At 66.0% G+C, this 23,624-nt stretch carries 25 protein-coding genes; 4 read left to right on the top strand and 21 right to left on the bottom strand.

Annotated features, from left to right (window positions below; genetic code table 11):
- Positions 1 to 80 precede the first annotated feature (80 nt).
- Entirely contained in the window at positions 81 to 1,499 is a 1,419-nt protein-coding gene (locus tag CKW37_RS14080) for an FAD-dependent oxidoreductase (RefSeq protein ID WP_095156317.1), read from the top strand.
- Positions 1,500 to 1,627: 128 nt separating this feature from the next.
- Entirely contained in the window at positions 1,628 to 2,692 is a 1,065-nt protein-coding gene (hemE, locus tag CKW37_RS14075) for a uroporphyrinogen decarboxylase (protein WP_095156316.1), read from the top strand.
- Positions 2,693 to 2,789: 97 nt separating this feature from the next.
- Here hemE and CKW37_RS14070 read toward each other — a convergent pair whose 3' ends face one another.
- Entirely contained in the window at positions 2,790 to 3,662 is an 873-nt protein-coding gene (locus CKW37_RS14070) for a hypothetical protein (RefSeq protein ID WP_095156315.1), read from the bottom strand.
- 148 nt (positions 3,663 to 3,810) lie between these two features.
- On the opposite strand from CKW37_RS14070, the gene CKW37_RS14065 reads away from it, so the two are divergent.
- The gene (locus CKW37_RS14065) at positions 3,811 to 4,164 is read left to right on the top strand and encodes a NirD/YgiW/YdeI family stress tolerance protein (protein ID WP_095156314.1); all 354 of its coding nucleotides are present in this window, start codon (positions 3,811 to 3,813) and stop codon (positions 4,162 to 4,164) included.
- A 36-nt stretch (positions 4,165 to 4,200) separates the two neighbouring features.
- On the opposite strand, the gene CKW37_RS14060 is transcribed toward CKW37_RS14065, so the two are convergent.
- A complete protein-coding gene (locus CKW37_RS14060) occupies positions 4,201 to 5,358 on the bottom strand; it encodes an MFS transporter (protein ID WP_256587761.1) in 1,158 nt (385 codons plus the stop codon).
- A gap of 228 nt (positions 5,359 to 5,586) precedes the next feature.
- Here CKW37_RS14060 and CKW37_RS14055 point away from each other — a divergent pair, with 228 nt between their 5' ends.
- Positions 5,587 to 6,474 (top strand): LysR family transcriptional regulator, encoded by an 888-nt coding sequence (locus CKW37_RS14055; protein ID WP_095156312.1) that lies wholly within the window; start codon positions 5,587 to 5,589, stop codon positions 6,472 to 6,474.
- 6 nt (positions 6,475 to 6,480) lie between these two features.
- Here the strand turns inward: CKW37_RS14055 and CKW37_RS14050 are convergent, their stop codons facing one another.
- The 19 genes from CKW37_RS14050 to CKW37_RS13960 are packed head-to-tail and all read right to left on the bottom strand — an operon-like array spanning position 6,481 to position 23,618.
- Positions 6,481 to 6,927: an excinuclease gene (locus CKW37_RS14050; protein WP_095156311.1), complete on the bottom strand. Its 447-nt coding sequence runs from the start codon at positions 6,925 to 6,927 to the stop codon at positions 6,481 to 6,483.
- A gap of 16 nt (positions 6,928 to 6,943) precedes the next feature.
- Positions 6,944 to 7,387 carry a hypothetical protein gene (locus tag CKW37_RS14045; RefSeq protein WP_095156310.1) on the bottom strand — a complete coding sequence of 148 codons (444 nt, stop codon included), beginning with the start codon at positions 7,385 to 7,387 and terminating at the stop codon, positions 6,944 to 6,946.
- A gap of 28 nt (positions 7,388 to 7,415) precedes the next feature.
- Complete coding sequence (locus tag CKW37_RS14040) at positions 7,416 to 8,642, bottom strand: beta-ketoacyl-ACP synthase (RefSeq protein ID WP_095156309.1); 1,227 nt, start codon at positions 8,640 to 8,642, stop codon at positions 7,416 to 7,418.
- Entirely contained in the window at positions 8,642 to 9,370 is a 729-nt protein-coding gene (gene fabG, locus CKW37_RS14035; protein ID WP_095156308.1) for a 3-oxoacyl-ACP reductase FabG, read from the bottom strand. The genes CKW37_RS14040 and fabG overlap by 1 nt, the downstream gene beginning before the upstream one ends.
- Positions 9,367 to 9,834 carry a hotdog family protein gene (locus tag CKW37_RS14030; RefSeq protein WP_095156307.1) on the bottom strand — a complete coding sequence of 156 codons (468 nt, stop codon included), beginning with the start codon at positions 9,832 to 9,834 and terminating at the stop codon, positions 9,367 to 9,369. Before CKW37_RS14030 ends, fabG begins: the two co-directional genes overlap by 4 nt.
- Positions 9,831 to 11,030 (bottom strand): beta-ketoacyl-[acyl-carrier-protein] synthase family protein, encoded by a 1,200-nt coding sequence (locus CKW37_RS14025; protein WP_095156306.1) that lies wholly within the window; start codon positions 11,028 to 11,030, stop codon positions 9,831 to 9,833. The genes CKW37_RS14030 and CKW37_RS14025 overlap by 4 nt, the downstream gene beginning before the upstream one ends.
- Complete coding sequence (locus tag CKW37_RS14020) at positions 11,027 to 11,521, bottom strand: hypothetical protein (RefSeq protein WP_177454422.1); 495 nt, start codon at positions 11,519 to 11,521, stop codon at positions 11,027 to 11,029. The genes CKW37_RS14025 and CKW37_RS14020 overlap by 4 nt, the downstream gene beginning before the upstream one ends.
- Positions 11,518 to 12,261 carry a class I SAM-dependent methyltransferase gene (locus tag CKW37_RS14015; RefSeq protein ID WP_095156305.1) on the bottom strand — a complete coding sequence of 248 codons (744 nt, stop codon included), beginning with the start codon at positions 12,259 to 12,261 and terminating at the stop codon, positions 11,518 to 11,520. The genes CKW37_RS14020 and CKW37_RS14015 overlap by 4 nt, the downstream gene beginning before the upstream one ends.
- Positions 12,258 to 13,505, bottom strand: coding sequence for an NAD(P)/FAD-dependent oxidoreductase (locus tag CKW37_RS14010; protein WP_095156304.1), 1,248 nt, complete (start codon positions 13,503 to 13,505; stop codon positions 12,258 to 12,260). The genes CKW37_RS14015 and CKW37_RS14010 overlap by 4 nt, the downstream gene beginning before the upstream one ends.
- Entirely contained in the window at positions 13,492 to 14,652 is a 1,161-nt protein-coding gene (locus CKW37_RS14005; protein ID WP_095156303.1) for a sodium:proton antiporter, read from the bottom strand. The genes CKW37_RS14010 and CKW37_RS14005 overlap by 14 nt, the downstream gene beginning before the upstream one ends.
- On the bottom strand, positions 14,649 to 16,967 hold the full coding sequence (locus CKW37_RS14000; RefSeq protein WP_095156302.1) for an MMPL family transporter: 2,319 nt from the start codon (positions 16,965 to 16,967) through the stop codon (positions 14,649 to 14,651). The genes CKW37_RS14005 and CKW37_RS14000 overlap by 4 nt, the downstream gene beginning before the upstream one ends.
- A complete protein-coding gene (locus tag CKW37_RS13995; protein WP_095156301.1) occupies positions 16,957 to 17,556 on the bottom strand; it encodes an outer membrane lipoprotein carrier protein LolA in 600 nt (199 codons plus the stop codon). Before CKW37_RS13995 ends, CKW37_RS14000 begins: the two co-directional genes overlap by 11 nt.
- Positions 17,553 to 17,978: a thioesterase family protein gene (locus tag CKW37_RS13990; protein ID WP_095156300.1), complete on the bottom strand. Its 426-nt coding sequence runs from the start codon at positions 17,976 to 17,978 to the stop codon at positions 17,553 to 17,555. Before CKW37_RS13990 ends, CKW37_RS13995 begins: the two co-directional genes overlap by 4 nt.
- Positions 17,971 to 19,515, bottom strand: coding sequence for a histidine ammonia-lyase (gene hutH / locus CKW37_RS13985; RefSeq protein ID WP_371864288.1), 1,545 nt, complete (start codon positions 19,513 to 19,515; stop codon positions 17,971 to 17,973). Before hutH ends, CKW37_RS13990 begins: the two co-directional genes overlap by 8 nt.
- Positions 19,496 to 20,428, bottom strand: coding sequence for a glycosyl transferase (locus CKW37_RS13980; protein WP_095156298.1), 933 nt, complete (start codon positions 20,426 to 20,428; stop codon positions 19,496 to 19,498). Before CKW37_RS13980 ends, hutH begins: the two co-directional genes overlap by 20 nt.
- Positions 20,425 to 21,159, bottom strand: coding sequence for a glycosyltransferase family 2 protein (locus CKW37_RS13975; protein WP_095156297.1), 735 nt, complete (start codon positions 21,157 to 21,159; stop codon positions 20,425 to 20,427). Before CKW37_RS13975 ends, CKW37_RS13980 begins: the two co-directional genes overlap by 4 nt.
- On the bottom strand, positions 21,152 to 22,825 hold the full coding sequence (locus CKW37_RS13970; RefSeq protein WP_095156296.1) for an acyl-CoA synthetase family protein: 1,674 nt from the start codon (positions 22,823 to 22,825) through the stop codon (positions 21,152 to 21,154). The genes CKW37_RS13975 and CKW37_RS13970 overlap by 8 nt, the downstream gene beginning before the upstream one ends.
- Positions 22,822 to 23,367, bottom strand: coding sequence for a hypothetical protein (locus CKW37_RS13965; protein ID WP_095156295.1), 546 nt, complete (start codon positions 23,365 to 23,367; stop codon positions 22,822 to 22,824). The genes CKW37_RS13970 and CKW37_RS13965 overlap by 4 nt, the downstream gene beginning before the upstream one ends.
- Positions 23,364 to 23,618, bottom strand: coding sequence for an acyl carrier protein (locus CKW37_RS13960; protein ID WP_095156294.1), 255 nt, complete (start codon positions 23,616 to 23,618; stop codon positions 23,364 to 23,366). Before CKW37_RS13960 ends, CKW37_RS13965 begins: the two co-directional genes overlap by 4 nt.
- Positions 23,619 to 23,624: the final 6 nt, after the last annotated feature.

The following is a 23,624-nucleotide window of genomic DNA, read 5'->3' as shown; positions in this document are numbered from 1 at the left end:
CAAGCGGCGGTGCCCCGCGGGGCCCGCCGGCTAACGTGATCGTCTTGCAGCGTGCAGCTGCGGTAAAGAGGTTTTGAAAAATGGCTGAACGTCTGAGTAATGACTTCCAGTTCATCGAAGTCGGGCGCAAGGATCCAAAGAAGAAGCTGCTGCGCCAGCGCAAGAAAGAGTTCGTGGAAATCTACGAGCCTTTCAAACCCCAACAATCGGCCGAACAGGCCCACCGTTGCCTGGGTTGCGGTAACCCGTACTGCGAGTGGAAGTGCCCGGTGCACAACTTCATCCCCAACTGGTTGAAGCTGGTCTCCGAAGGCAACATCCTCGCGGCTGCGGAACTGTCGCACCAGACCAACACCCTGCCGGAAGTCTGCGGTCGCGTCTGCCCGCAGGACCGTCTCTGCGAAGGTGCATGCACCCTCAATGACGGCTTCGGCGCGGTCACCATCGGCTCGGTGGAGAAGTACATCACCGACACCGCCTTCGCCATGGGCTGGCGTCCGGACATGTCCAAGGTCAAGCCAACCGGCAAGCGCGTCGCCATTGTCGGCGCCGGCCCTGCTGGCCTGGGCTGCGCCGACATCCTGGTGCGCGGCGGTGTGACCCCGGTGGTGTTCGACAAGAACCCGGAAATCGGTGGCCTGCTGACCTTCGGCATCCCCGAGTTCAAGCTGGAAAAGACCGTGCTGAGCAATCGCCGCGAAGTCTTCTCCGGCATGGGTATCGAGTTCCGTCTGAACACCGAGGTGGGCAAGGACGTGACCATGGAACAACTGCTCGAAGAATTCGATGCGGTGTTCATGGGCATGGGCACCTACACCTACATGAAGGGCGGCTTCCCGGGTGAAGACCTGCCGGGCGTGCATGACGCGCTGGATTTCCTGGTGGCTAACGTCAACCGCAACCTGGGCTTTGAAAAGTCGCCGGAAGATTTCGTCGACATGAAGGGCAAGAAGGTCGTGGTGCTGGGCGGTGGTGACACCGCGATGGACTGCAACCGCACCTCCATCCGCCAGGGCGCCAAAGCCGTGACCTGTGCGTATCGCCGCGACGAAGCGAACATGCCCGGCTCGCGCAAAGAGGTGAAGAACGCCAAGGAAGAAGGCGTGAAGTTCCTCTACAACCGTCAGCCGATCGCCATCGTTGGCGAAGACAAGGTCGAAGGCGTGAAAGTGGTCGAGACCCGTCTCGGCGAACCGGACGCCCGCGGCCGCCGCAGCCCTGAGCCGATCCCGGGCTCCGAAGAGATCATCCCGGCCGACGCTGTGGTCATCGCCTTCGGTTTCCGTCCGAGCCCGGCGCCATGGTTCGAGCAGTTCGGTATCCAGACCGACAGCCAGGGCCGCGTGGTCGCTCCCGAGAAGGGCGCGTTCAAGCACCAGACCAGCAACCCGAAGATCTTCGCCGGTGGCGACATGGTCCGCGGTTCCGACCTGGTGGTAACGGCAATCTTCGAAGGCCGCAACGCCGCCGAAGGGATTCTCGACTACCTGGGCGTGTGATATACCACTGGGCGCAACAATAAAAACTATTGACCCAGGGCACTCTGATAGACAAAAGGCACGGTCTCCACCGTGCCTTTTCTTTGTCTGTCTGAGAAAATGCCCGCACTTTTTTTCCGGATGCCGACATGACTGCCTTGAAGAACGATCGTTTCCTGCGCGCCCTGCTCAAGCAACCCGTAGACGTCACCCCGGTGTGGATGATGCGCCAGGCCGGCCGCTACCTGCCGGAGTACCGTGCCAGCCGCGCCAAGGCCGGTGATTTCATGAGCCTGTGCATGAACCCGCAATTTGCCTGCGAAGTGACCCTGCAGCCGCTGGACCGCTACCCGCTGGACGCCGCGATCCTCTTCTCCGACATCCTCACCATCCCCGATGCCATGGGCCAGGGCCTGTACTTCGAGACCGGCGAAGGTCCGCGCTTCAAGAAAGTCGTCAGCACCCTGGCCGACATCGAGGCGCTGCCGATTCCTGATCCGCAGAAAGACCTGGGCTACGTGATGGATGCGGTCAGCACCATCCGCCGCGAACTGAACGGCCGTGTACCGCTGATCGGTTTCTCCGGCAGCCCGTGGACCCTGGCGACCTACATGGTCGAAGGCGGATCGTCGAAAGACTTCCGCAAGACCAAGGCCATGCTCTACGACAACCCACAAGCCATGCACCTGCTGCTGGACAAGCTGGCGCAGTCGGTCACCAGCTATCTCAACGGCCAGATTCTCGCCGGTGCGCAAGCGGTGCAGATCTTCGACACCTGGGGCGGCAACCTGTCGGCGGCGGCGTACCAGGAGTTCTCCCTGGCCTATATGCGCAAGATCGTCAGCGGCCTGATCCGCGAGCACGAAGGGCGCAAAGTGCCGGTGATCCTCTTCACCAAGAACGGCGGCATGTGGCTGGAAAGCATCGCCGAGGCCGGCGCCGACGCGCTGGGCCTGGATTGGACCTGTGAAATCAGCGACGCCCGCCGTCGCGTCGGTGACAAGGTCGCGCTGCAGGGCAACATGGACCCGACCGTGCTCTACGCCAAGCCGCAAGCCATCCGTGCCGAAGTGGCGCGCATCCTCGCCAGCTACGGCCATGGTTCGGGCCACGTGTTCAACCTCGGCCACGGCATCACCCCGGAAGTCGATCCCGAACATGCCGGCGCGTTCATCAACGCGGTGCATGAGCTGTCAGCTCAGTACCACGGCTGATACACGCGACCCTGTAGTAGCGGGTCCACCTGCGATTGCGACAGTGAAATCACCGACGTAATCGCGGATAAACCCGCTGCTAAAAGGTGTGTGCCAGTCAGTTATTTTGTGTTGTCACCTGGCTACCGGAAGTCCTGGTCTGCTCCGGCGGCTGTACTGCCTGATCCTTCGGCGAGTAGTAGAAGACCCGCCCCGGCTGGGTCAGTTCGATCCTGACGATGGGGATGAACTTGCCGGTCGCCCTTATGAAACTGTCCTGCATCTGCCGTGCCTTCTCCAGCCCATCCCCAGCTCCCGACCAATACAGCGCCGCGAGCGGCAACTCCTCGGGAACATCCTGCGGCCAGGGAGCGACTATCACCTCGTTCCAGTACTGGAGGTGAATAGGGTTCGGGAAGTGCTGGCGCACCTCGATACTGAACTGGAACCAGTCGGCCGTTGGTGCGAAGTAACACGAAGTCGTCCCCCCGTATTCGGCGAAGTGGGCCTGCCAGGTGGGGATATCGACCACGCCGCTCAGATGACAGGGCAGGGGAAACTGCTCGGTGCCGCAGCTTTCGATACGGCTGTCGGTGCCGGCATTCAGCGGGAACACGCAGCGCACCGTCAACGGCTGTTCGGTTGGCGCCCCCAGCTCGGCCATGATCAGCCCCGCATCGCCCGCGAGTCGGTCATTGCCCACGTCGGCGCGAATATAAGAGAAGGACACGCCCTTGCGCTCGATATTCTCCGGGCTGGGGTTCCAGAAGGTCGGGTTGGCCGGATCGCGGATGGCGCGCACCAGTACGCCATTGCAGTTGAACGCGGGGCTGCCGTCCGGACATACGGGGCGGGTATCGTCGTAGCGCTCTTGCAGGCGCAGGACCACGCTGCGGGCCGGGTCTTCGGCACTTGTGCCGGATAGGGGCAGTAAGCTTAGCCAGCTACTGACGAGGAGCAGGGAGAGATAGCGATCATAAGCGTTGGCCATGTGATGTCCTCCTGGAGGGAAGAATCATCAAGCCATCCTCCCCATGGGGGCGCAACTGACAGAAATAACAGGCGGGCGGTCGGATTAAGCTTCAATTCAGGCGTGCCCGATACTCTGATCCCATCAAAACCTACCAAGGATCAGAACCATGAAAACCCGTTACCTCGCCCTTATCCTCGCCCCTCTGTTCAGCACCGCAGCCCTGGCGGCGGGCGCCGGCTATACCGGCCCGGGTGCGCAATCCGTCACCACCGTGGCCGCGGCCAACGATGCCGCTGATGACACCCCGGTCGTGCTGACCGGTTATGTGATCAAGAAGGTCAACAACGACGACAAGTACGAGTTCAAGGACAACACCGGCAGCATCACCGTCGAAATCGACAACGAAGACTTGCCGCCCGTGGCGTTCAATGACAAGACCAAGGTCAAGCTCACCGGAGAGGTGGAGAAGCACCTGATGTCGCGGGAGATTGATGTGGATGTGGTTGAGATCGTGAACTGATCCTGCATTTTGGGGCCGCATAGCGGCCCCAGCTTTTTACGCGGCCTTCGGCGGCAGCTTGCTCAGATACACCGCCACACCCAGCGCCACCACCAGCAAGCTACCGATAAACACCCCGATCCCATTCCACCCGGCGTAATGCCACGCCACCCCGCCCGCCGTCCCCGCCACGCTCGACCCCGCGTAATAACTGAACAGGTACAGCGACGAGGCCTGCCCCTTGGCCTTCAGCGCGCGCCGGCCAATCCAGCTACTGGCCACCGAGTGGGCGCCGAAGAAGCCGAAGGTGAACACCAGCATGCCGACGATCACCAGCGGCAGCGCGGTGAACAGGGTCATCAGCATGCCGCTGAACATCAGCACGATGGTGCCCCAGAACACCTTGCGCCGGCCCAACTTGTCGGCCAGCGCGCCGATCTGCGCCGAGCTGTAGATGCCCGACAGGTAAACGATCGACAGCAGCCCCACCAGCGCCTGGCTCATGTGATAAGGCTCGGCCAGCAGGCGATAGCCGATGTAGTTGAACAGGGTGACGAACGCACCCATCAGCAAGAAGGCTTCCAGGAACAGCCACGGCAGACCGGCATCGCGAAAGTGCAGGACGAAGCCATCCAGCAGGCTGCGCGGGTTCATCGAGCGGGCGCGGAAGTTGCGCGACTCGGGGAGGACCTTCCAGAACACCGCCGCCGCGATCAGGGCCAGGCCACCGATCACCAGCATTGCCGTGTGCCAACTGACGAAGTCGATCAGCACGCCGGTAATCAGCCGGCCACTCATGCCGCCAATGGCATTGCCGCCGATGTACAGGCCCATGGCCAGGCCGATGTGTTGCGGATGAATCTCTTCGCTCAGGTAGGTCATGGCCACCGCGGCCAGCCCGCTCAGCGACAGCCCCACCAGTGCGCGCATTGCCAGCACGCCTTCCCAGGTCGGCATCAGCGCGCTGGCGAGTGTGCAAAGCGCGGCGCAGAACAGCGCGAAAACCATCACCGGCTTGCGCCCGATCCGGTCGGAAATTGGCCCGGTAATCAGCAGGCCGAACGCCAGCAAGCCGGTGGACACCGACAGCACCAGGCTGCTCTGCGCGGCATTGATGGAAAATTCCTTCGACAGCAGCGGCATCATCGGCTGCACGCAGTAGAGCAGGGCGAAGGTGGCGAAGCCGCCGCAGAACAGCGCCAGCACGGTGCGCATAAAGGCCGGGGTGCCTTTTTCGATCCAGATGTCTTGCAGCGTGGCGGCCGCGTCGTTGAGCGGGGCGGGGGGAACTTCGTGGGCGTGTGGCGCGACAGCAGTTTTCACGGAAACCTCGGCGGGGTGCGGCCTCGGGGGCAACTGCAAAAAAGCATATAGCTGGCTAATGATCATTTCCAATATATTGTTCGACCTGTTTAAGAGGTTTTACGACCTATTGGAGTCCTTATGGAACTGCGCCACCTGCGTTACTTCATCGCCGTCGCCGAAGAGCTGCATTTTGGCCGGGCCGCGCAGGTGCTGGGGATATCCCAACCGCCGTTGAGCCAACAGATCCAGGCGCTGGAGCAGGAACTGGGCGCGCGCTTGTTCGAGCGCACTAACCGACGAGTGGAACTGAGCGAGGCTGGCCGGCTGTTTCTCGAAGAGGCGCGCCAGGTGCTGGCGCAGGTGGACAAGGCCGCCGACGTGGCGCGCCGCGCACAGTTGGGTGAGCTGGGTGAAATGAAGATCGGCTTCACCTCGTCGGCACCGTTCAATTCCAGCATTCCCAAGGCGATCTACAGTTTCCGCCAGCGTTTTCCGGCGGTGCATCTGAACCTCAAGGAGATGAGCAGCCGCGATGTCGCCGATGCGTTGCTGGATGAAAGCATCGAGGTGGGGCTGATGCGGCCTTTGCCGCTGCCGGACAGTCTGATCGCCACCGAACTGTTCCGCGAACCGCTGGTGGCGGTGCTCAACGCCGCCCATCCGCTGGCGCAGGGCAGCGAACAGGGTGTGTACCTGGCGGACCTGGCCCACGAACCTTTCGTATTTTTCCCCCGCAGTTACGGCAGCGGCCTGCATGCGCAGTTGCTCAGCCTGGCCCGGCAGGCCGGATTCAGCCCGCACTTTGCCCAGGAAGCCGGCGAGGTGATGACCATCATCGGGCTGGTGTCGGCGGGGTTGGGGGTGTCGGTGTTGCCGGCGTCGTTCCAGCGCATGCGGATCGACGGGGTGGTCTACCGCACGCTGCTGGATGCCGAGGCGGTGACGGCGGTGTGGCTGGTGCAGCGCCGGGAGCAGGCCTCGGCGATGGCCGGGGCCTTCGTCGAGCTGCTCACCCGCAAAGCGTGACCGTAATCAGTCGACGCGGGACAGGTCGCCTTTGATCGCGACACCGGCCATGACAGCACCCGCGTGGCATTCGTAGGCGGTGGCGTCTTTGCGCTCGTTCTTCTTGTAGTAGCTGGCGATGTTGGTCACGGCGTTGGCGTTCACCTTCTTCGCGGCGTCCTGCATGGTCAGCAGCGCCGATTGCAGGGCCCACTCGCAGGCGGCTTCGTCAGTCTTGTTGAAGGCGTTGGTCTTCTTGTTGGTGACTGCGCTCGGGCTCACCACGGTGACCTTGCCGCGTGGCTGCACGCCGGCCAGGTAGAACTTCACCGAACCGTCCAGCTTCTTCTCGGCGGTCATCTGCTGGACGACTTTCTCGAAGGGCAGGAACAGCGCGGTATCACGCGCCTGGCTCAGGCCTGGCAGGGCGCAGAGCAGCAGGGCGGTGGTGGCGGTCCAGGTTTTCAGACGCATCTATGTCTCTCCTTGATTAGTGAGCGGTGCTCGATTGTTGTTCACTGACGGCGCGCTGAACCATGCGGTCGGTTTCGATGCGTTTCAGCGCGCGCAGGATGCTTTTGTCCAGGTTCTTGACCCAGCGGTTGTAGTTGCGGTGGATCTTGCCGTCCCTGTAGTCCATCTCGCGGCTGTCGCGGTAGTCGATGCGATAGTTGCTGAGGCTGTAGGTGATATCGACGCGGGCGTAGTACATGTTGCGCACCAGGATATCGGCCTGGATCACCTCGTCGCCGATGTTGCGCACGGTCCAGCCGCGCTCGGCGGCGCCGGTCAGGATGGCTTTCTTGATCTCTTCATGGCTGTAGGTGTGGCCGACCACCAGCAGTTCTTTCGGGGTCAGCAGGGGTTTCGTCGTGCAGCCGGCGAGGCCGATCAGAACCAGGCCCATCAGGGCCGCGCGAATGAGTGAAGACATTCCTTTTTCTCCAGGTGTTGTCAGGTGTTCAGGACCAGCGACGGAAAATCAGCGAGGTATTGACCCCGCCAAAGGCGAAATTGTTGCTCATGACATAACCATGGCTCATCGCGCGGAACTCGCCACACAGATAATCCAGTTCGCCACAGCGCGGGTCGACGGTTTCCAGGTTCAGGGTGTGCACATAACGGTCGCTGTTCATCATTTCGATGCTGAACCACGCCTCCAGTGCGCCGCAAGCGCCCAGGGTGTGACCGAGGAAGCTTTTCTGTGAGCTGATCGGCATTCGTGGGCCGAACAGGCTACTGGTGGCCAGGGTTTCGGCGATGTCGCCCTGTTCGGTGGCAGTGCCGTGGCCGTTGACGTAGCCGATCACCTCGGGCGCCAGCGCGGCATCTTCCAGGGCCAGTTCCATCGCCCGGCGCATGGTCACCTGCTCCGGGCGGGTGGTGTGCTGGCCGTCGGCGTTGCTGCCGAAGCCGACGATCTCGGCGTAGATGTGCGCGCCGCGCGCGAGGGCGTGTTCCAGCTCTTCCAGCACCAGCATGCCGGCGCCTTCGCCGATCACCAGGCCGTCACGACCGCTGTCGTACGGGCTCGGGGTGGTCTGCGGGGCGTCGTTTTTCAGGCTGGTGGCGTAGAGCGCGTCGAAGACCATGGCCTCGGTCGGGCACAGTTCCTCGGCGCCGCCGGCGAGCATCATGGGCAGGCGGCCGAACTTGATCGCCTCGTAGGCGTAGCCGATGCCCTGGCTGCCACTGGTGCAGGCGCTGGACGTCGGGATCAGGCGCCCGGTCAGGCCGAAGAAGATGCTGATATTGGCCGCCGTGGTGTGCGGCATCATGCGCACGTAGGAGTTGGCGTTAAGGCCCTCGGCCACCGAGTTGAGCAGCATGTTGCCGAACGCCTTGATGTCCTCGGTGCTGCCGGTGGACGAGCCGCAGGCCACGCCCATGCGCCCGTCGCGGATCGACGGGTCGTCGAGCAGGCCGGCGTCGCGCAGCGCGTTCTGCGACGCCGCCACGGCCATGCGCGAGACGCGACCCATGCTGCGCAACTGCTTGCGGGTCCAGTTGGCGGGGACGGCGAAATCATCCACCGGCCCGGCCAGGCGGGTGTTGAGCTCTTCGAAACGGTCCCACTCGTCCATGCGGCGGATGCCGCTGCGATTGGCGGCGAAGTTGGCGGCGATGGTCGGCCAGTCGCTGCCCAGTGAGGTGATACCGGCCATGCCGGTGACGACCACGCGTTTCATCAGCACAAGCCTCCGTTGACCGCCAGGACCTGGCGGGTGATGTAGGCGGCTTCCGCCGACATAAGGAAATTCACCGCGCCGGCGACTTCTTCCGGGGTGCCCATGCGCTGCGCCGGGATCATTTTCAGCAGTTCATCGACCGGCACGTGCTCGTCCAGCATCGCCGTGTCGATCAGCCCCGGCGCCACGCAGTTGACGGTGATACGGCGTTTGCCCAGCTCGATGGCGAGGGCCTTGGCGGCGCCGATCACGCCGGCCTTGGAGGCGCTGTAGTTGACCTGGCCGCGGTTGCCAATCAGCCCGGACACCGAGGTGATGCAGACGATACGGCCCGGCGCGCGGCGGCGAATCATCGGCATCATCAGTGGGTGCAGGACGTTGTAGAAACCGTCGAGGTTGGTCCGCAGCACTTGGTCCCAGTCGTCCTCGGTCAGCGCCGGGAAGGCGCCGTCGCGGGTCAGTCCGGCATTGCACACCACGCCGTAGTAGGCGCCGTGGGTTTCCACGTCGTCGTTGAGAATGGCGGCGCAGGCGGCGCGGTCGGCGACGTCGAACTGCAGCACGCGGGCCTGCTGGCCAAGGGCGCGGACTTCCTCGGCGACGGCCTCGGCTTCGGCGCGGCCGCTGCGGCAGTGCAGAACCAGGTCGTGGCCGGCGCGGGCCAGGCGCAGGGCGATGGCCCGGCCGATGCCACGGCTGGAGCCGGTGACCAGGATGGTGTCAGTCATTGCGGAGACTCCTCGGAGCCCGCCTCGGCCAGGTACGTGGCGGCCTGTGGCGGGCGAAAAACGTTCAGGCGGGCCGTGGCGTAAATGCCAGGGCCGTGCAGATGGCACTCGAACACGCCCATGCCGTTCTCGTCTTCCAGCGAGCGTTGGGCGTGGATGCGCAGGTGCGAATCGGCGGGGAAATGCTCGACGTCGCACTGGAACTTGCGGGTGCCGAGCAAAAAGCCCAGCTCCACCGGCTTGCCCTGCTGGCGCGCGCGGCAGCCGGCATAGGCGGCTACGGTCTGGGCCATCAGTTCAATGCCGACCCAGGCCGGCAGGCTGCCGTCCGGGCGATTGAACAGGCCGCCGGGGCGGACGGTGACGTGGGCGTGGATCTGCTCCTCGTCGAACGACTCGATCCCGTCGATGAGGATCATGTCGCCGGCATGGGGCAGCAGTTCGGCCAGTGGCCAGGCAATCATGGGGTGTCTCCGAGAATCAGGCTGACGTTGTTGCCACCGAAGGCGAACGAGTTGCTCATCAGGTGCCGCGGCCCTTGCAGCGGCAGGCGCTGGTCGCCACCGAGCAGGTTCAGCGGCGCCAGTTGCGGGTCGCGCGCGCCGTCCCAGACGTGCGGCGGCAAGCGGCCTTCGCGGTTGTCGGCGGCCAGCGCCAGCCAGCAGAACGCCGCTTCCAGCGCGCCCGCGGCGCCGAGGGTGTGGCCGGTCATGGGCTTGCTCGACGAGCAGGGCAGGCGCTCGCCGAACAGGGCGTTGACCGCCAGGCTTTCCATGGCGTCGTTATGCCGGGTGGCGGTGCCGTGCAGGTTCAGGTAATCGATCCGCGCGGGTTCCAGGCGGGCATTTTCCAGCGCCTTGCGCATCGCCTGCAAGGCGCCGGCGCCTTCGGGGTCGGGCGCGGAAATATGGTGGGCGTCGGAACTGGCGCCGGCGCCGAGCAAGGCGACCGTGGTCCCCGTCGCATTGGCGTCGCGGGTCATCAGGAACACCGCCGCGCCTTCGCCGATATTGATGCCGTCACGGTTGACCGAGAACGGGTTGCAGCGTTGTGCGCTGACCGCCTCCAGGGCGCTGAAGCCGTTGAGGGTCAGCTTGCACAGGCTGTCGACGCCGCCGCAGATCACCGCGTCGCACAGGCCCAGGTCGAGCAGGCGGCGGGCGCTCATCAGGGCCCGGGCGCCGGAGGTGCAGGCGGTGGAAATGACATAGGCCGGGCCGCTCAATTCCAGCCAGTTGGCGAGGAAGGCGGCCGGTGCGCCGAGTTGCTGCTGGGCGTAGTCGTAGCTCGGCGGGAAATGCTGCTCGCGCAGGTGCTGGGCGATGCCCTGGCTGGCTTCTTCGATCCCGGAGGTGCTGGTGCCGAGCACCACGCCAACCCGCAGCGCACCAAAGCGCTCGATCGCCTCGCGCAGCGGCGCTTCGATCTGCAGGCACGCGGCGTACAGCAGTTGGTTGTTGCGACTTTGCTGGTGCGCCAGATGCGCCGGCAGCACGGGCAGTTCGCCGGGCACCGCCGCTACCGGGATGCGCCGTCCGGCCACCCAGCCATCGGCCTCGCGCAGGCCGGAGCAGTCGCCGGCGAACAGGCGGCGGGCGACTTCAGCCTGATCGCGGCCGAGGGCACAGACCAGGCCCAGGGCATTCAGATAAGCGGTCATGGCGTGTTCTCGCGGGGCAGGGGGCTGACTAGATAACGCAGGCCCTGCCCAAGGTTCAAGGTGAAGTCGTCGGCTTGTCGATAGTCGACCCGCCAGCGTTCGCCCAGCCAACGCTGCGTGTCTTGCTGGCGCGCAGCGGGATAGAGGCGTTGCAGTTGATCGGCCGGGGTCAGGGCGAACAATAGCGCGGCGAACAATTCACGGGCGGCTGGGTTGGGCGGCAGCAGGCCGTCGGCCTGCCAGGTGCCCTGATCGAGCAATTGCCGCGCTTGGGGAATGCCCAGTAAATCCATCAACGACCAGCGCAGGCGCTGGTCTTCGCGCTGGATCACCAGCAACCAGTCCTGCCGTTCCCCGGCCTGTTCGCGCTGCACATGCAACTGCATCGGCAGCGCCAGTGGCGGCAACGGTTCGGGCAGCGGCGCGGTGCTGGCGCAGGCGCCGAGCAACAGGCAGACGCTCAGGACGAGAAACGGCAACAGGCGTTTCATGAGGCCGGCGCTTCCGGGTTCAGCGGTTTGCGCGCCACCACGTTGACCAGGGTTTCCTCGCGCTGACCAAAGGGCGGCGGCTTGCGCAGGCCGGTGCGTTCGAGCAGGCCGAAGTCGCTGGAGCGGCTCCACCACAGGTACGGGTAGGAGACGTTGCGCGGGGTGAACGCGAAGCCCTGGTCGCGGAGCATCTGCAGGTACCCTTCGGCGCTCTTTTGCACATGCATCGGATGGCGGAACAGCCAGCGGATCACCCAGGTGTCGATGTACGCCTCGGTGGACTCGGCGAACAGCAGATAGCCACCGGGCTTGAGCACGCGCCAGAACTCGGCGAGGGCTTTTTCCTGTTCGACCAGGTGATGGAACGTCTGGTGGCAGAACAGGATATCGACACTGGCGTCGGCGAATTGCAGCGCCGCGCAGTCACTGCCGCGCAGCTCCACGTCCAGGCCCAGGCGGCGGGCCTCGGCCTGGCTCAGTTCGAGGCTGTGCGGGTCGGCGTCGGTGCCTTGCAATTGGCCGGGCGCGAACACTTCGTTGAGGCGGCGGAACGACCGGCCCTGGCCGCAGCCGACGTCCAGCAGCACCGGCGCCTTGGGCGGCTCTTGATCGAACAGCGTGCGCAGGTCGTTGATCGCCACCCGCAGCACATGGTGCTGCCAGGTGTGGCTGCGCAGGAACCAGAAGCCGAAGCGGGTTTCCTCGACGTACTTGTCGCTGAAGAACGGTTGTTCGCTCATGCCGCCGTCCTTGCGCAGACCTCGGCAAGCATGCGCAGGCGCCGCTTGGGTTCGCTGACGAAGGGGTTCTTCTGGTCCCAGGCGTAGCCGGCGAGGATCGAGCTGATCATGGCGCGGATCTCGTCGGAACTGCCCGGGTGGTAGATCACGTCCTGGAAGCCGCCGTTGTACCAGCCCTCGACATAGGCGCGGAAGGTGTCCACGCCGCGTTTCAGCGGGGTGGCGAACTCGCTTTCCCAGTCCACCGCCTCGCCCTGCAACTGACGGTGCAGCACGGCCGCGGCCATGCTCGCCGAACGCATGGCGATGGTCACCCCGGAGGAGAACACCGGGTCGAGGAACTCGGCGGCGTTGCCCAGCAGGGCGAAGCCTTTGCCGTGCAGCGTCTTGACGTTGGCCGAGTAGCCGCCGATGGTCCGCGCCGGGGTGTCCCAGACGGCGTTGGCCAGCACTTTGGACAGGCTTGGGGTCTGTGCGACGAAGCCTTTCAGGCAGTCATCCAGGTCGCTCGGCGCATTGGCGAAATGCTCGGCGGCGGCGACCACGCCGAGGGAGCAGCGACCGTCGCTGAACGGGATGGTCCAGAACCAGATGTCGCGGTGCTCGGGGTGGGTGGTGATGAGGATCTTCTCGCGGTCGAAGCCTGGGTGGTCGATGCGGTCTTCGATATGGGTGAACACCGCCTGGCGCACCGGGAAGCTGGACGGCGCTTCGAGGTCCAATAGGCGCGGCAGCACGCGGCCGTAGCCGCTGGCATCGAGGACGAACTGCGCCTCGACGCGGTACTCGCTGCCGTCCAGGCGACGGACGCTCAGGTGCGGCTGCTCGCGCTCGAAGTCCGCGGCGATGATTTCTTCTTCGTAGCGGATTTCCACGCCTTGCAGGGCGGCCTGGTCGGCCAGCAACTGGTCGAAGCGCGCGCGTTGCACCTGGAAGGTGGTCGGCTTGCCGCGAGAGAAGGTCTGGCCGAAATCGAAGGCGCTGTACTCGTCGCCCCAGGCGAAGGCCGCGCCATTCTTGCGCTGGAACCCGGCCGCTTCGAGGGCGTCGAGCATGCCGGCTTCCTCGACGAAATCGAGGCAGTGCGACAGCAGGCTTTCGCCGATGGAGAAACGCGGGAAACGCTGGCGCTCGATGATCAGCACGTCATGGCCCTGGCGCTTGAGCAGGGCGGCGGCGATCGCGCCGGACGGGCCGGCGCCGATGATCAGGACCTGGCGTTGTTGCAGTTCAGTGTTCGGCATAAGGCCTCCTTGCCGTCGGGATAGTCTTGAGAGGAATGCGGTGCAGCCCGGCGATGGCGGGCATGAGTGTGGCGACCAGGCTCATCAGCATCAGCGCGAAGTACAGCGCCGGGCTGATCAACTGCTGTTGCAGGAGCAGGTTGAGAAAGACGATTTCGCTGAGGCCGCGAATGTTCAGCAGCAGGGTTTCCCGCCACTTGCTCGCGCCCTCGAACGAAGGTCCCGCCCAGCCCAGGCCGAGCCAGTTGCCCAGCAGTTTGCTGACGATCGGCAGCAAGAGCAGGGCGGCCAGATGTACCGCATTGAAGCCTTGCAGGACGTGATGGATGTCAATCTGGATGATGCCGAAGGTGAGGATCAGCGGAATCGCCACGCCGTTTTGCAGGCGCTTGATCCACCGCGCCGGCAGCGGCATGCGCAGCGGCAATTTGAGCCAGGCCAGGCAGCACAGGTAACCGATGCCGAAGATCAGCGCGTTGAGGCGGTAGTGCTCGGCGACGAAAAGCAGGGCCAGGAACAGCAGCCCGTAGAACCCGGGCCGGCGCAGGCCGAGGGCGTACAGCGGCAACGGCAGGCAGGCGCCGAGCAGCGGCAGGATCAGGCTCAGCGGTTGCAGGCTGCCCTTGCCCAGGCCGAACAGCAGCCAGCAGACCACGTCGATCATGATCGCCGCCTGCATCAGCCGGCGCGTGGCGGCGGGCGGGTAGTCGATATTGCTCAGGTACAGGTACAGCACCGGAATGGCGGTGATGGCGAAGACCAGGCCGAGGGCGAGCGAAGTCAGCCACGGCTGTTCGGGCAGCAGCCACGCGCCGCAGGCCAGGCCGCAGGCGAAAGGCACGAGGAAACTGGGCAGGGCGATCTTCAGGCTCTGCCGGTCGAATTTCAGCTCCACCACATCCGAGAGGATGTGCCCCAGCAGCAGGGCGAAGCTCATGCCGTAGAGGGTTTTCAGCCAGCCGGGCGCGACCAGTTCCGCGCCGCTGAGCTGCCAGTTCGGCTCGACCCAGAACAGCATCAGCAGCGGCAGGCCGAGGGTCGCCAGCAGCAACTGGCTGACGATGCTGATCAGGCCCAGGCGCCGGCCAATCTCGCTGGCGATCAGGAACAGCAACAGGGCCAGGGCCCAGAACAGCAGAATGGTCATGCCGACGTTTCCCTGTGGCGGCTGGCGGCCCAAGGGGCCAATACGAAACTGAAGGCCAGGCCGAGGCTCACGGCCAGGCCGAAATTGCTCACCGCCGGCGTGCTCGACACCGCCAGCAGGCCGAACGACAGCCAGGTGGTGGTGGCCGCCAGCAGGGTGCCGAGCAGGCTGACGGCGCTGCCGCCGATGTGCTCGTGCATGAGGATCGAGTAATCGACGCTGATGGCGGTGACCAGCAACAGGCCGAACAGGCTGAACAGGGTCAGCGGCTGGCCCAGCCAGCCGAGGCTGGCCAGGCTGCACAGCGCCGCCAGCAGCGGCAGGGCGACGATGCGCAGGGCGCCGCCGAAACCGAACGGCAGAATCAGCAGCAGGGCGATCAGCACGCAGGACAACAGCTTCAACTCGGCGGCGCTGATCTGGGTCGCGGCGAACAGGCGGTTGAGGTCGCCGAGGCGGTCCACCAGTTGCACGCCATCGAGGTCCACGACTTGCTCGCGCAGCAGGGCCGGATCGCTCAGGCCCTGAAGGCTGACGATGGCCGCCATGCCCTGGTCGTCGGCACCCAGCCAGAGCGGACGCCAGGCTTCGCCCAGCGGACCGGCCAGGACCTGATCGATATCCAGCGTCGGCAGGGCTTGCAGGTTTTTCAGTTCGTTTTCCAGCGTGGCGGGCGGCACGCCGACGTCCAGCAGCGGCTGCCAGTGTTCGGGCAGGCGGGCCAGCGCGTCGCGCACCTGTTGCTGATCGGCGGGGCTGGCGATGGCCTGGCTGAGCGCCATGTAACCCTTCAGCGTGCCGGCCTGGACTTGTTGGTCAAGGCGCGTGCCTAGTGCCTGCAAGCGCGACAGCAACTGGCCCTGGTCGGCGCCGCGCACCAGATAGAACTGGCTGGTGGGTTGGTAGCCGGTGATGCGCGCGACGTCCTTGGCCTCTTCCAGCAGACGCGGCGAGCTGCCGACCCACTGGCGGATGTCGTTGCGGGTGTCCAGGTGCCACAGGCCGCCGAGGCAGAACAGCAGCAACAGGCCGAGCAGGGCCGGGCTCGGCACCCGGCGCAGAAGTGCTTCGCGCAGGTTGACCAGCGCGGTGGCGAGGGTCAGCGGCCATTGCGCCGGTTGCAGCTCGACGCCGTTGAGCAGCGCCGGCAGCAGGCACACCGCGCTCAGGTAGGCGCCGATCAGGCCGGCGGCGGAAAAGGCGGCAATCTGGGTCAGCGCCGGGAACGGCGTGAATGCCAGCGCCAGGTAGCCGATGCAACTGGTGGCCAGGCTCAGGCTCATGCCCGGCAGGGTCAGCCGCACCGCGGGCCAACTGTGCCAGGGGCGCAGGCTCCAGCTTTTCGACAGGTAGTGCAGCGGGTAATCCACCGCCACGCCGATCAGGCTGGAGCCGAGGACGAGGGTCATCACATGCATCTGGCCGAACAGGGCGACGCAGGCGGTGGCGCCGAACAGCATGCCCACCAGCACCGGGACGAAGGCCAGCAGCGCCCGTGGCCGACGGAACGCCAGCAGCAACAGCAGAATGATGCCCAGCGTGGCGCCGCCACCGACCCAGGTCATTTCGCGCTGCGCCTGCTGCTGGCCGTCGGCGGCGTAGAGCAGGCCGCTGGCGGCGATCAGCCGGGCGCCGTGCTGGTCGGCGCGGTGGCGACCGTCGGCGAGCAGCCCGGCCACCTGCAACGGCAGTTGCATGTCGAAGGCGTTGCCTTGGGTGCGGGCACGCAGCAACACCCAGTGCTGGCCGTCGGCCTCGGCGATCAGGCTGCCGCTGGCGGTATCGAACTGGACCGCCGCCGGGCGCGGCTGGCTGTTCTGGATACGCCCGGTCAGGCCGAGCCAGTCGTCTTGGCTCGGCACCAGGCTGAAGCCGGAAAAGGGGTCGAACAGGCTTTGCACGCGCTGTTGGATAAAGGTCTGTGGCGCTTCCACCAGCGTGCGCCGGTCCGCCGCCGCGAGCATCGCCAGACGGCCTTGCAGCAATTGCGCACGCAGCGCGGCGAGGTCGGTCTGCAAACTCCACTGGACCTTTTCGAACAGGCCGCTGGCCTGCCAGTGCTCGCCCAATTGCGTGGCGAGGGCGATGGCTTTATCGCGTTCGGGATGACCGACCAGCACCAGCATCTCGCGGTTCAGCGGTTCCTGCATGCGCTGCTCGGCGCGTTTGACCAGCGGGTCTTCGGTGGCGCCGGGGACCAGGCTCATCAGGTCGGCGGACAGCGGCGCGCCGCGATGCCACTGCCAGCCCGCCAGCAGCAGGACGGTGCAGAGGATCAGCAGAAACAGTCGCGGCAGCAGGCGCTCAGTCGACAAGGTCGTGGCGCTCCGCGTCGGTCAGGCTGGCGCTGGCGCTCGAGGGCATGCGCAGCACCGTGCTGTCGCCCTGAGTCTCCTGCAACTGGATGCGCTCGACGTAGCGGCCGCCGTCGATGTCGATCTGGTTGAAGATCTGCTTGATCAGCAGCGACTTCGGCACCAGCCGCAGTTGCCAGTGCTGCGCGTCGCCTTGCAGGCTCAGCTCGAAATCCCGCTCCAGGCCGCTGCTGTCGCCTTGCAGCACGGCGAAGAACAGCTTGTTCTGCTCGGTGCCGGCGGTGCGCGTCGGCAGCATTTGCCAGCCGGACGCATCGCGGCGGGCGATGCCCTTGGCGTTGAGCCGGTAATCCTGTTGCAGCGGCGTCTGCAGCAGCCACAGCAGGCCGTGGTCGCGGGCCAGGACGAAGCGGCCCTTGCTCAGCAGCGGCTGGGGCAGGGCGCGCAGGTGTTTTTCCTGGATGAACTCGCCCTTGATCACTTCCGGCGCGCTCAATTGCGTGCGCAGGTCGTTCAGGTCGAACGCCTGGGCCAGCGCACTGGCGGTCAGCAGGCCGAGGCAGAGCAGGCTTCGCAGCAGCGGCTTCATGACAGCACCTTGTTCACGGCGTCGAGCATCACTTGCGGCGAGGCCAGTTGCATCTCGCGGCTTTCGATATGCACCGCGACCTGCACCGAGCTGGCGCGGGTCATGCGCTCGCCGGTGGCGGCGTCGCTGATCAGGTAGTTGATCTTCAGCCGGTTTTCCCACTCCACCAGGCTGGCGCGCACGTTCAGGCGCTGGCCGAACACCGCGCCGCGCACGTAGCGCAGTTGCAGGTCGATCACCGGCCAGGCGTAGCCCGAGGCGAGCATCTGCTGGTAGTTGTGGCCGAGGTGGTCGAGCAGGGCGCAGCGCGCCACTTCCAGGTATTTGACGTAATGCCCGTGCCAGACCACCAGCATGCTGTCGACGTCGAAGAACGGCACCAGCACTTCGGTGTCGACGTGCAGGACTCCCTGACTACGCATGCAGCCTCCAGTGTTGTGCGGCGATGCGTTGCAGGCACAGGCGCAGGTCACTTTCCAGCGCGCGGTCCTCGGTCACCGGGGCGAAGTCGCCGAGCAGTTGGTCGTGCATCGCCGCCAGCGCGGGCGGCAGGTCGCGGGCATCGGCTTCGCGACCGCGCAGCCAGACGCCCTGGTTGGCGGCCAGCAGGGTGGCGGCGGCGACCTGTTCGGTCAGTTCCAGCACCCGCAGCGCATCGCGGGCGGCGATGGTGCCCATGCTCACCTTGTCCTGGTTATGGCACTCGGTGGAGCGCGAGAACACGCTGGCCGGCATGGTGTTTTTCAGCGCCTCGGCGGTCCAGGCGCTGGCGCCGATCTGCACGGCCTTGAAGCCGTGGTTGAGCATGGCGCGCTCGGCGCTGGCGCCGGACAGGTTGCTCGGCAGGCCGTGGTTGTAGCGCACGTCCACCAGCAGGGCGAGCTGACGGTCGAGCAGGTCGGCGACGTTGGCCACCAGGTTTTTCAGGCTGTCCATGGCGAAGGCGATGTGCCCGCCATAGAAGTGCCCGCCGTGCAGGACGCGCTCGGCTTCGGCGTCGATGATCGGGTTGTCGTTGGCGCTGTTCAGTTCGGTTTCGATGAAGCCGCGCAGCCAGCCCAGCGAGTCGGCCAGCACGCCCAGCACATGCGGCGCGCAGCGCAGCGAGTAGCGGTCTTGCAGGCGGTGCAGCGGCGCGGTCGGCGCGTCGATGGCGAGGTCCTGGCGAATCCAGGCGGCCACTTGCATCTGGCCCGGGTGCGGCTTGGCGGCGAACAGGCGCTCGTCGAAGTGCTCCGGGTTGCCTTGCAAGGCGACCACGTTGAGCGCGGTGATGCGGGTCGCCAGTTTGAGCAGGTAGTCGGCGCGGGCGAAGGCCTGGCAGGCCAGGCCGGTCATCACCGCGGTGCCGTTCATCAGCGCCAGGGCTTCTTTCGGGCGCAGCACCAGCGGCGCCCAGCCCAGCTCGCGGTGCACGTCCGCGGCCAGGCGGCGCTCGCCGCGGAACAGCACTTCGCGCTCGCCGGAGAGCGTCGCGGCGACATACGACAGCGGCGTCAGGTCGCCGCTGGCGCCCACCGAGCCTTCTTCCGGGATCAGCGGCAGGATGTCGTGGGCGAGAAACGCCTGCAGGCGTTCCAGCAGTTCGATGCGCACCCCGGACACGCCGTGGCACAGCGACTGCAAGCGGGCGGCGAGCACGGCGCGGGTCGCCGGGGCGTCCAGCAGGCGGCCCAGTCCGCAGCCATGGAACGTGTAGAGGTGGCGTGGCAGCGCCTCGACGTGTTCCAGCGGCACGGCCACCACGCAGGAATCGCCGTAGCCGGTGGTCACGCCGTAGATCACGCCTTCCTTGTCCAGCAGGGTGTCGAGGAACTGCGCACCACGGGCGATCCGCGCGCGGTAGTCGGCGTCGGCCTGCAGGCGCGATTCGGCCTGGCGCTGGCTCACGGCCTGGATGTCTTCGATTGAAAGCGGCGACTCGCCGAACGTTACAGGCTCATGCGGATACATCGTCATCGGTCTTCCAGAAAGGGTAGAAGTTGAACCATTGCCGAGGCGCTTGCAGGCAATAGTGGCCAAGGCGGTCGGCGTAGCGTCCGGCCCAGTCGGCGATCACTTGATCGCGCTGGCCACGGCGCCATTCGATGGCCGGGGCGAAGGGTTCGAGGATCACTTGGTAACGGCCATCGCGCTTCAGGCAGAAGAACAGGTTCGTCTGGCATTTGAGCAGGCCGGCCAGCAGCCATGGGCCTTGCGGGAAGGGCGCCGGATGGCCGAGGAAATCCACCGTGACGGTGCGCCCGCCATGCAGCGGCACGCGGTCGCCGGCAATCGCCAGCCACTCGCCGCGTTCCAGGCGCTGGCTCAATTGCAGCATGATCGCCGGGTCCAGCTCGCTGACCTGGATCAGCCGCAGGTTGGTCGCCCCGGCTTCGCCCAGCAGGCGGTTGAAGCGCTCGGCGTGTTTGGTGTGAACCAGCACGTTCATGGTCACCTGTTCGCCCAGTTCGGCGAGCGCCCGGCACACTTCGAGATTGCCCAGGTGCGCGCCCACCAGCATCTGCCCGCGCTCGGCGCGCAACTGGCTGCGCAGGTTGCCGGGGTCGACGATCTCGATCTGCTCCAGGCCGAGGCGGCCGTTCCATACGTCCAGCTTGTCCAGCAGGGCATCGGCGAAGGCCATGAACTGGCCGAACACCCGACGATGGCTGGGCCGCAGTTCTGGCTGGCCGCTCCACTGCGCCAGGCGCTGCTGGTATTGCCAGGCGCTGTGGCGGGCGCGGCGGCCGAACAGGAAGAAGTACAGGACGATGCCGTAGAGAATCGGGCTGAGCAGCCGCCGGCCCAGCAGCTTGACGCCGAAGGCGGTGAGCTTCATCAGCAGGAAGCTGCCGCGTTCTTCGTGGGCGGCCCAGTGTCGCTCGCTCATGCCCGCCACCGCCGCCAGAGAATGACCGGCGCGCGCAGGAGCATGCCGAAGAACAGCTTGGTGTGCATTTTCGAGATCAGCGCGTTGTCGTGGAACAGGCGGAAATGCGAGAGGCCGTCTTGCGGGTAATGGACCTTGGTCGGCAACCAGCGCATCGGCTGGTTGCGCCACACCAGGCGGACGAGGATTTCCGGGTCGAAGTCCATGCGCCGGCCAAGGCTGACCGCGTTGATCAGGGCCAGCACCGGCGGCAGCGGGTAGACGCGAAAGCCGCACATCGAATCGGGAATGCGCAGCGACAGGCTGTTGATCCACACCCACACGTGGGTCAGGTAGCGCGCGTACAAGCGGCCTTTCGGCACGCTTTCGTCGTACTGCGGATAGCCACAGATCAGCGCTTCGGGATGGGCGCGGGACTGTTCGAGAAAGTGGCTGACATCGGCCAGGTCGTGCTGGCCGTCGGCGTCCACCTGCAGGGCGTGGCTGAAGCCCAGCCGCGCCGCTTCACGCAGGCCGGCCATGACCGCGCCGCCCTTGCCCTGATTGACGGTCAGGCTGACCAGAAACACCTGATCCTGCTCGGCGAGCTGTTGCAGCACGCGGGCGCAGGCCGGGCTGCTGGCGTCGTCCACCAGCACGCAGGGCAGGCCGGCGGCGCGCAAGTCGGCGACCACCGCCGGCACCGCGCCTTCGTGGTTGTAGACCGGGATCACCGCGCAGGGCTTATGCATCGCTGGCCTCCAGCAGGATCCGGCCGCTGGAGCACGGCGCGCCGGCGTTGCTGTAGGCGAAGTAGAGCTTGCCGCGTTCGGCGTCGAAACGCAGGGTCAGCAGCAAGCGATCGCCGGGGCGCACCAGTTGCTGGAACTTCAGCACTTCCATCCCGGCGAAGTGCCGTGGCCGGTCCAGCAGTGCCTGGCCGAGGGCGATGGCCCAATCGACCTGGACCACACCGGGCAGCACCGGGGTCTGCGGGAAATGGCCGTTGAAGTACACCAGGTCGCCGGAGATCGCCAGGTGCAGGTGGGTTTCGTCGCCCTGCTGCTCTTGCGACAGCACGTCCGGCCCGTGTGGCCGCGGCGCCTGCAACAGCGCATCGACCGTGGCCTGGGGCAGTTTGCCCTGGGCGGTGTAGGGCAGTTGTCGCAGCAGCCGCCAGCGCCGCGGCAAGGCCAGGGCTTCGCAGTGCGGGACGAGGTGCGCACGCAGGGTTTCGGTGACGGTGCGCCGGCCTTGGTTGCGCAAGGCGTGCAGGCCGGCGGCGCTGAGTTGCACCAGCGCGCCGAGGAAGGCCCGGCGTTCCTGGATCATGCCCAGGCGGGTGTCTTCGACCCACGGGTGTTCCAGCAACGCCTGTTCCAAGGTCGGCAGGGCGATGCGTTTTTCTTCCAGTTTGACGATGCGGTCCAGCCGGCCAAGCAGGCGGAAGTGCCCGCGTGCGTCGAACGACACGGCGTCGGCGCTCTGTTCCACATGGCCTTCGGGCAGGTAGGGCGACTCGATACGCAGCGCGCCTTCGTCGCTCTGGCTCAGGTGGATCCCGGCGAACGGCTGCCACAGGCTGTCGTCCTGGCGCCAGGCGATACCGCCGGTTTCCGAGCTGCCGAGGATTTCCGTCGGCCGTTGCCCGAGGCGCTCCTGCAAGGCCTGCGCGGCGCTGGCGGTGAGTTCGCCACCGGAGGAAAACACCCGGCGCACCGGGCTCAGCGCCGGCCAGTCGAGGTTGTCGCCCATGCGTTTGAGCAGCGCCGGGCTGGCGACCCAGGCGAACGCCGGGTGCTCGCGGCTGGCGCGTTGCAGGTCTTCGGGGAACGGCAGTTGCCGGCGCACGAACGGACGACCAGCGCACAGCGGCCAGAGCACGCGGAACAGCAAACCGTAGATGTGCTGGGTGGCGACGCTGCCGATGATGCAGGCCGGGCCGAGGTCGGCGCCCCAGAGGTCTTCCAGCACCCGCACTTCGGCGGCCAGTTGGCGCAGCTGCTTGTCGATGCGCTTGGGTTCACCGCTGGAGCCGGAGGTGCACAGGCTGACATGGCAGTCGCGCAGGTCCAGTTCGGCCGGCGCCAGCGGGGTGTCGAACAGCGATTGCGGGCTGTGGTCCTGCTCGCTGATCCACAGGTCGACCTGTTCGGCCCAGCGTTGGCGGGTCTGCGCCTGCAAGTCCGCGGGCAGCAAGACCCGGACCCCGGCGCGCCAGGCACCGAGCAAGGCCACGGCGAGTTGCGCGGCGTCTTCAAGGTGCACGGCGACCTGGCGAATGCCCCGGCGTTGCAGGCCCGCGGCCAGTTGCAGGGCGTGTCCCGTCAGGTCGGCGTGATCCAGCGCCGGGGCGAAGGTGACTGGCCGCGCGGCGTCAGCCGGCAGCAACAGTCGCTCAAGGTTGATCCATTTCATGAGCGTCCTCGCACACGTTGTCTTATCAGCCATTCAATGGCGAACAGCAGGCCCATCAAGCCGTAGGCGATCAGGCCGTTGTACAGGGTCCACCAGCTCAGCGGCGCCCACAGGGTCAGCGCCGCGGCGACCAGGCCGTTGGCCAGGAAGAAGCCGCTCCACACCCAGGTCACCCGGCGGGTGTAGCGGATGGCGATGTCCGGAAGCTGCGGGTCGGTCAGGCGCGCCAGGCGCTCGACGATCGGCGGCCCGAATTTCAGGCTCAGGCCGAACAGGACCAGCATGAACGCGCTGACCAGCACCGGGTACCAGCGCAGCAGCGCCGGGTCGTCCAGCACCGCCAGCAGCACACAGAAACCGATCGCCACCAGGGCCATCCAGCGTCCGCCCTGGTTGTTCGGCTGGGTCAGCGCCCGCGCCAGCCACAGTCCGCCCAACAGCAGGCCGAACTGCCACGGGGCGAAATGCTCCATGCCGAAATGCACCGCGAACGGATAAAGCAGACCGGCCAGGACCAGCCCGAGGCCGATCAGGCGCTTCATGCTTCCTGGGCGACCAGGCGGTACACGGCTTCGACCACGTCGTTGACGGTGCGCACGGCCTTGAACTCTTCGGCGGCGATTTTCTTGCCGGTCTGGCGCTTGATGTGGTCGATCAGGTCGACGGCGTCGATGCTGTCGATTTCCAGGTCCTGGTACAGGTTGGCGTCCAGGGTGATGCGCGCGGCGTCCAGTTCGAACAGTTCGACCAGCGCGTCGCGCAGGATGTTGAAGATGTCTTCGCGAGTTTGCATGGTGCG

The sequence above is a fragment of the Pseudomonas sp. Irchel 3E13 genome, assembly GCF_900187455.1.
Classification (GTDB): Bacteria; Pseudomonadota; Gammaproteobacteria; order Pseudomonadales; family Pseudomonadaceae; genus Aquipseudomonas.
This window is presented reverse-complemented; position numbering and strand designations above follow the sequence as displayed.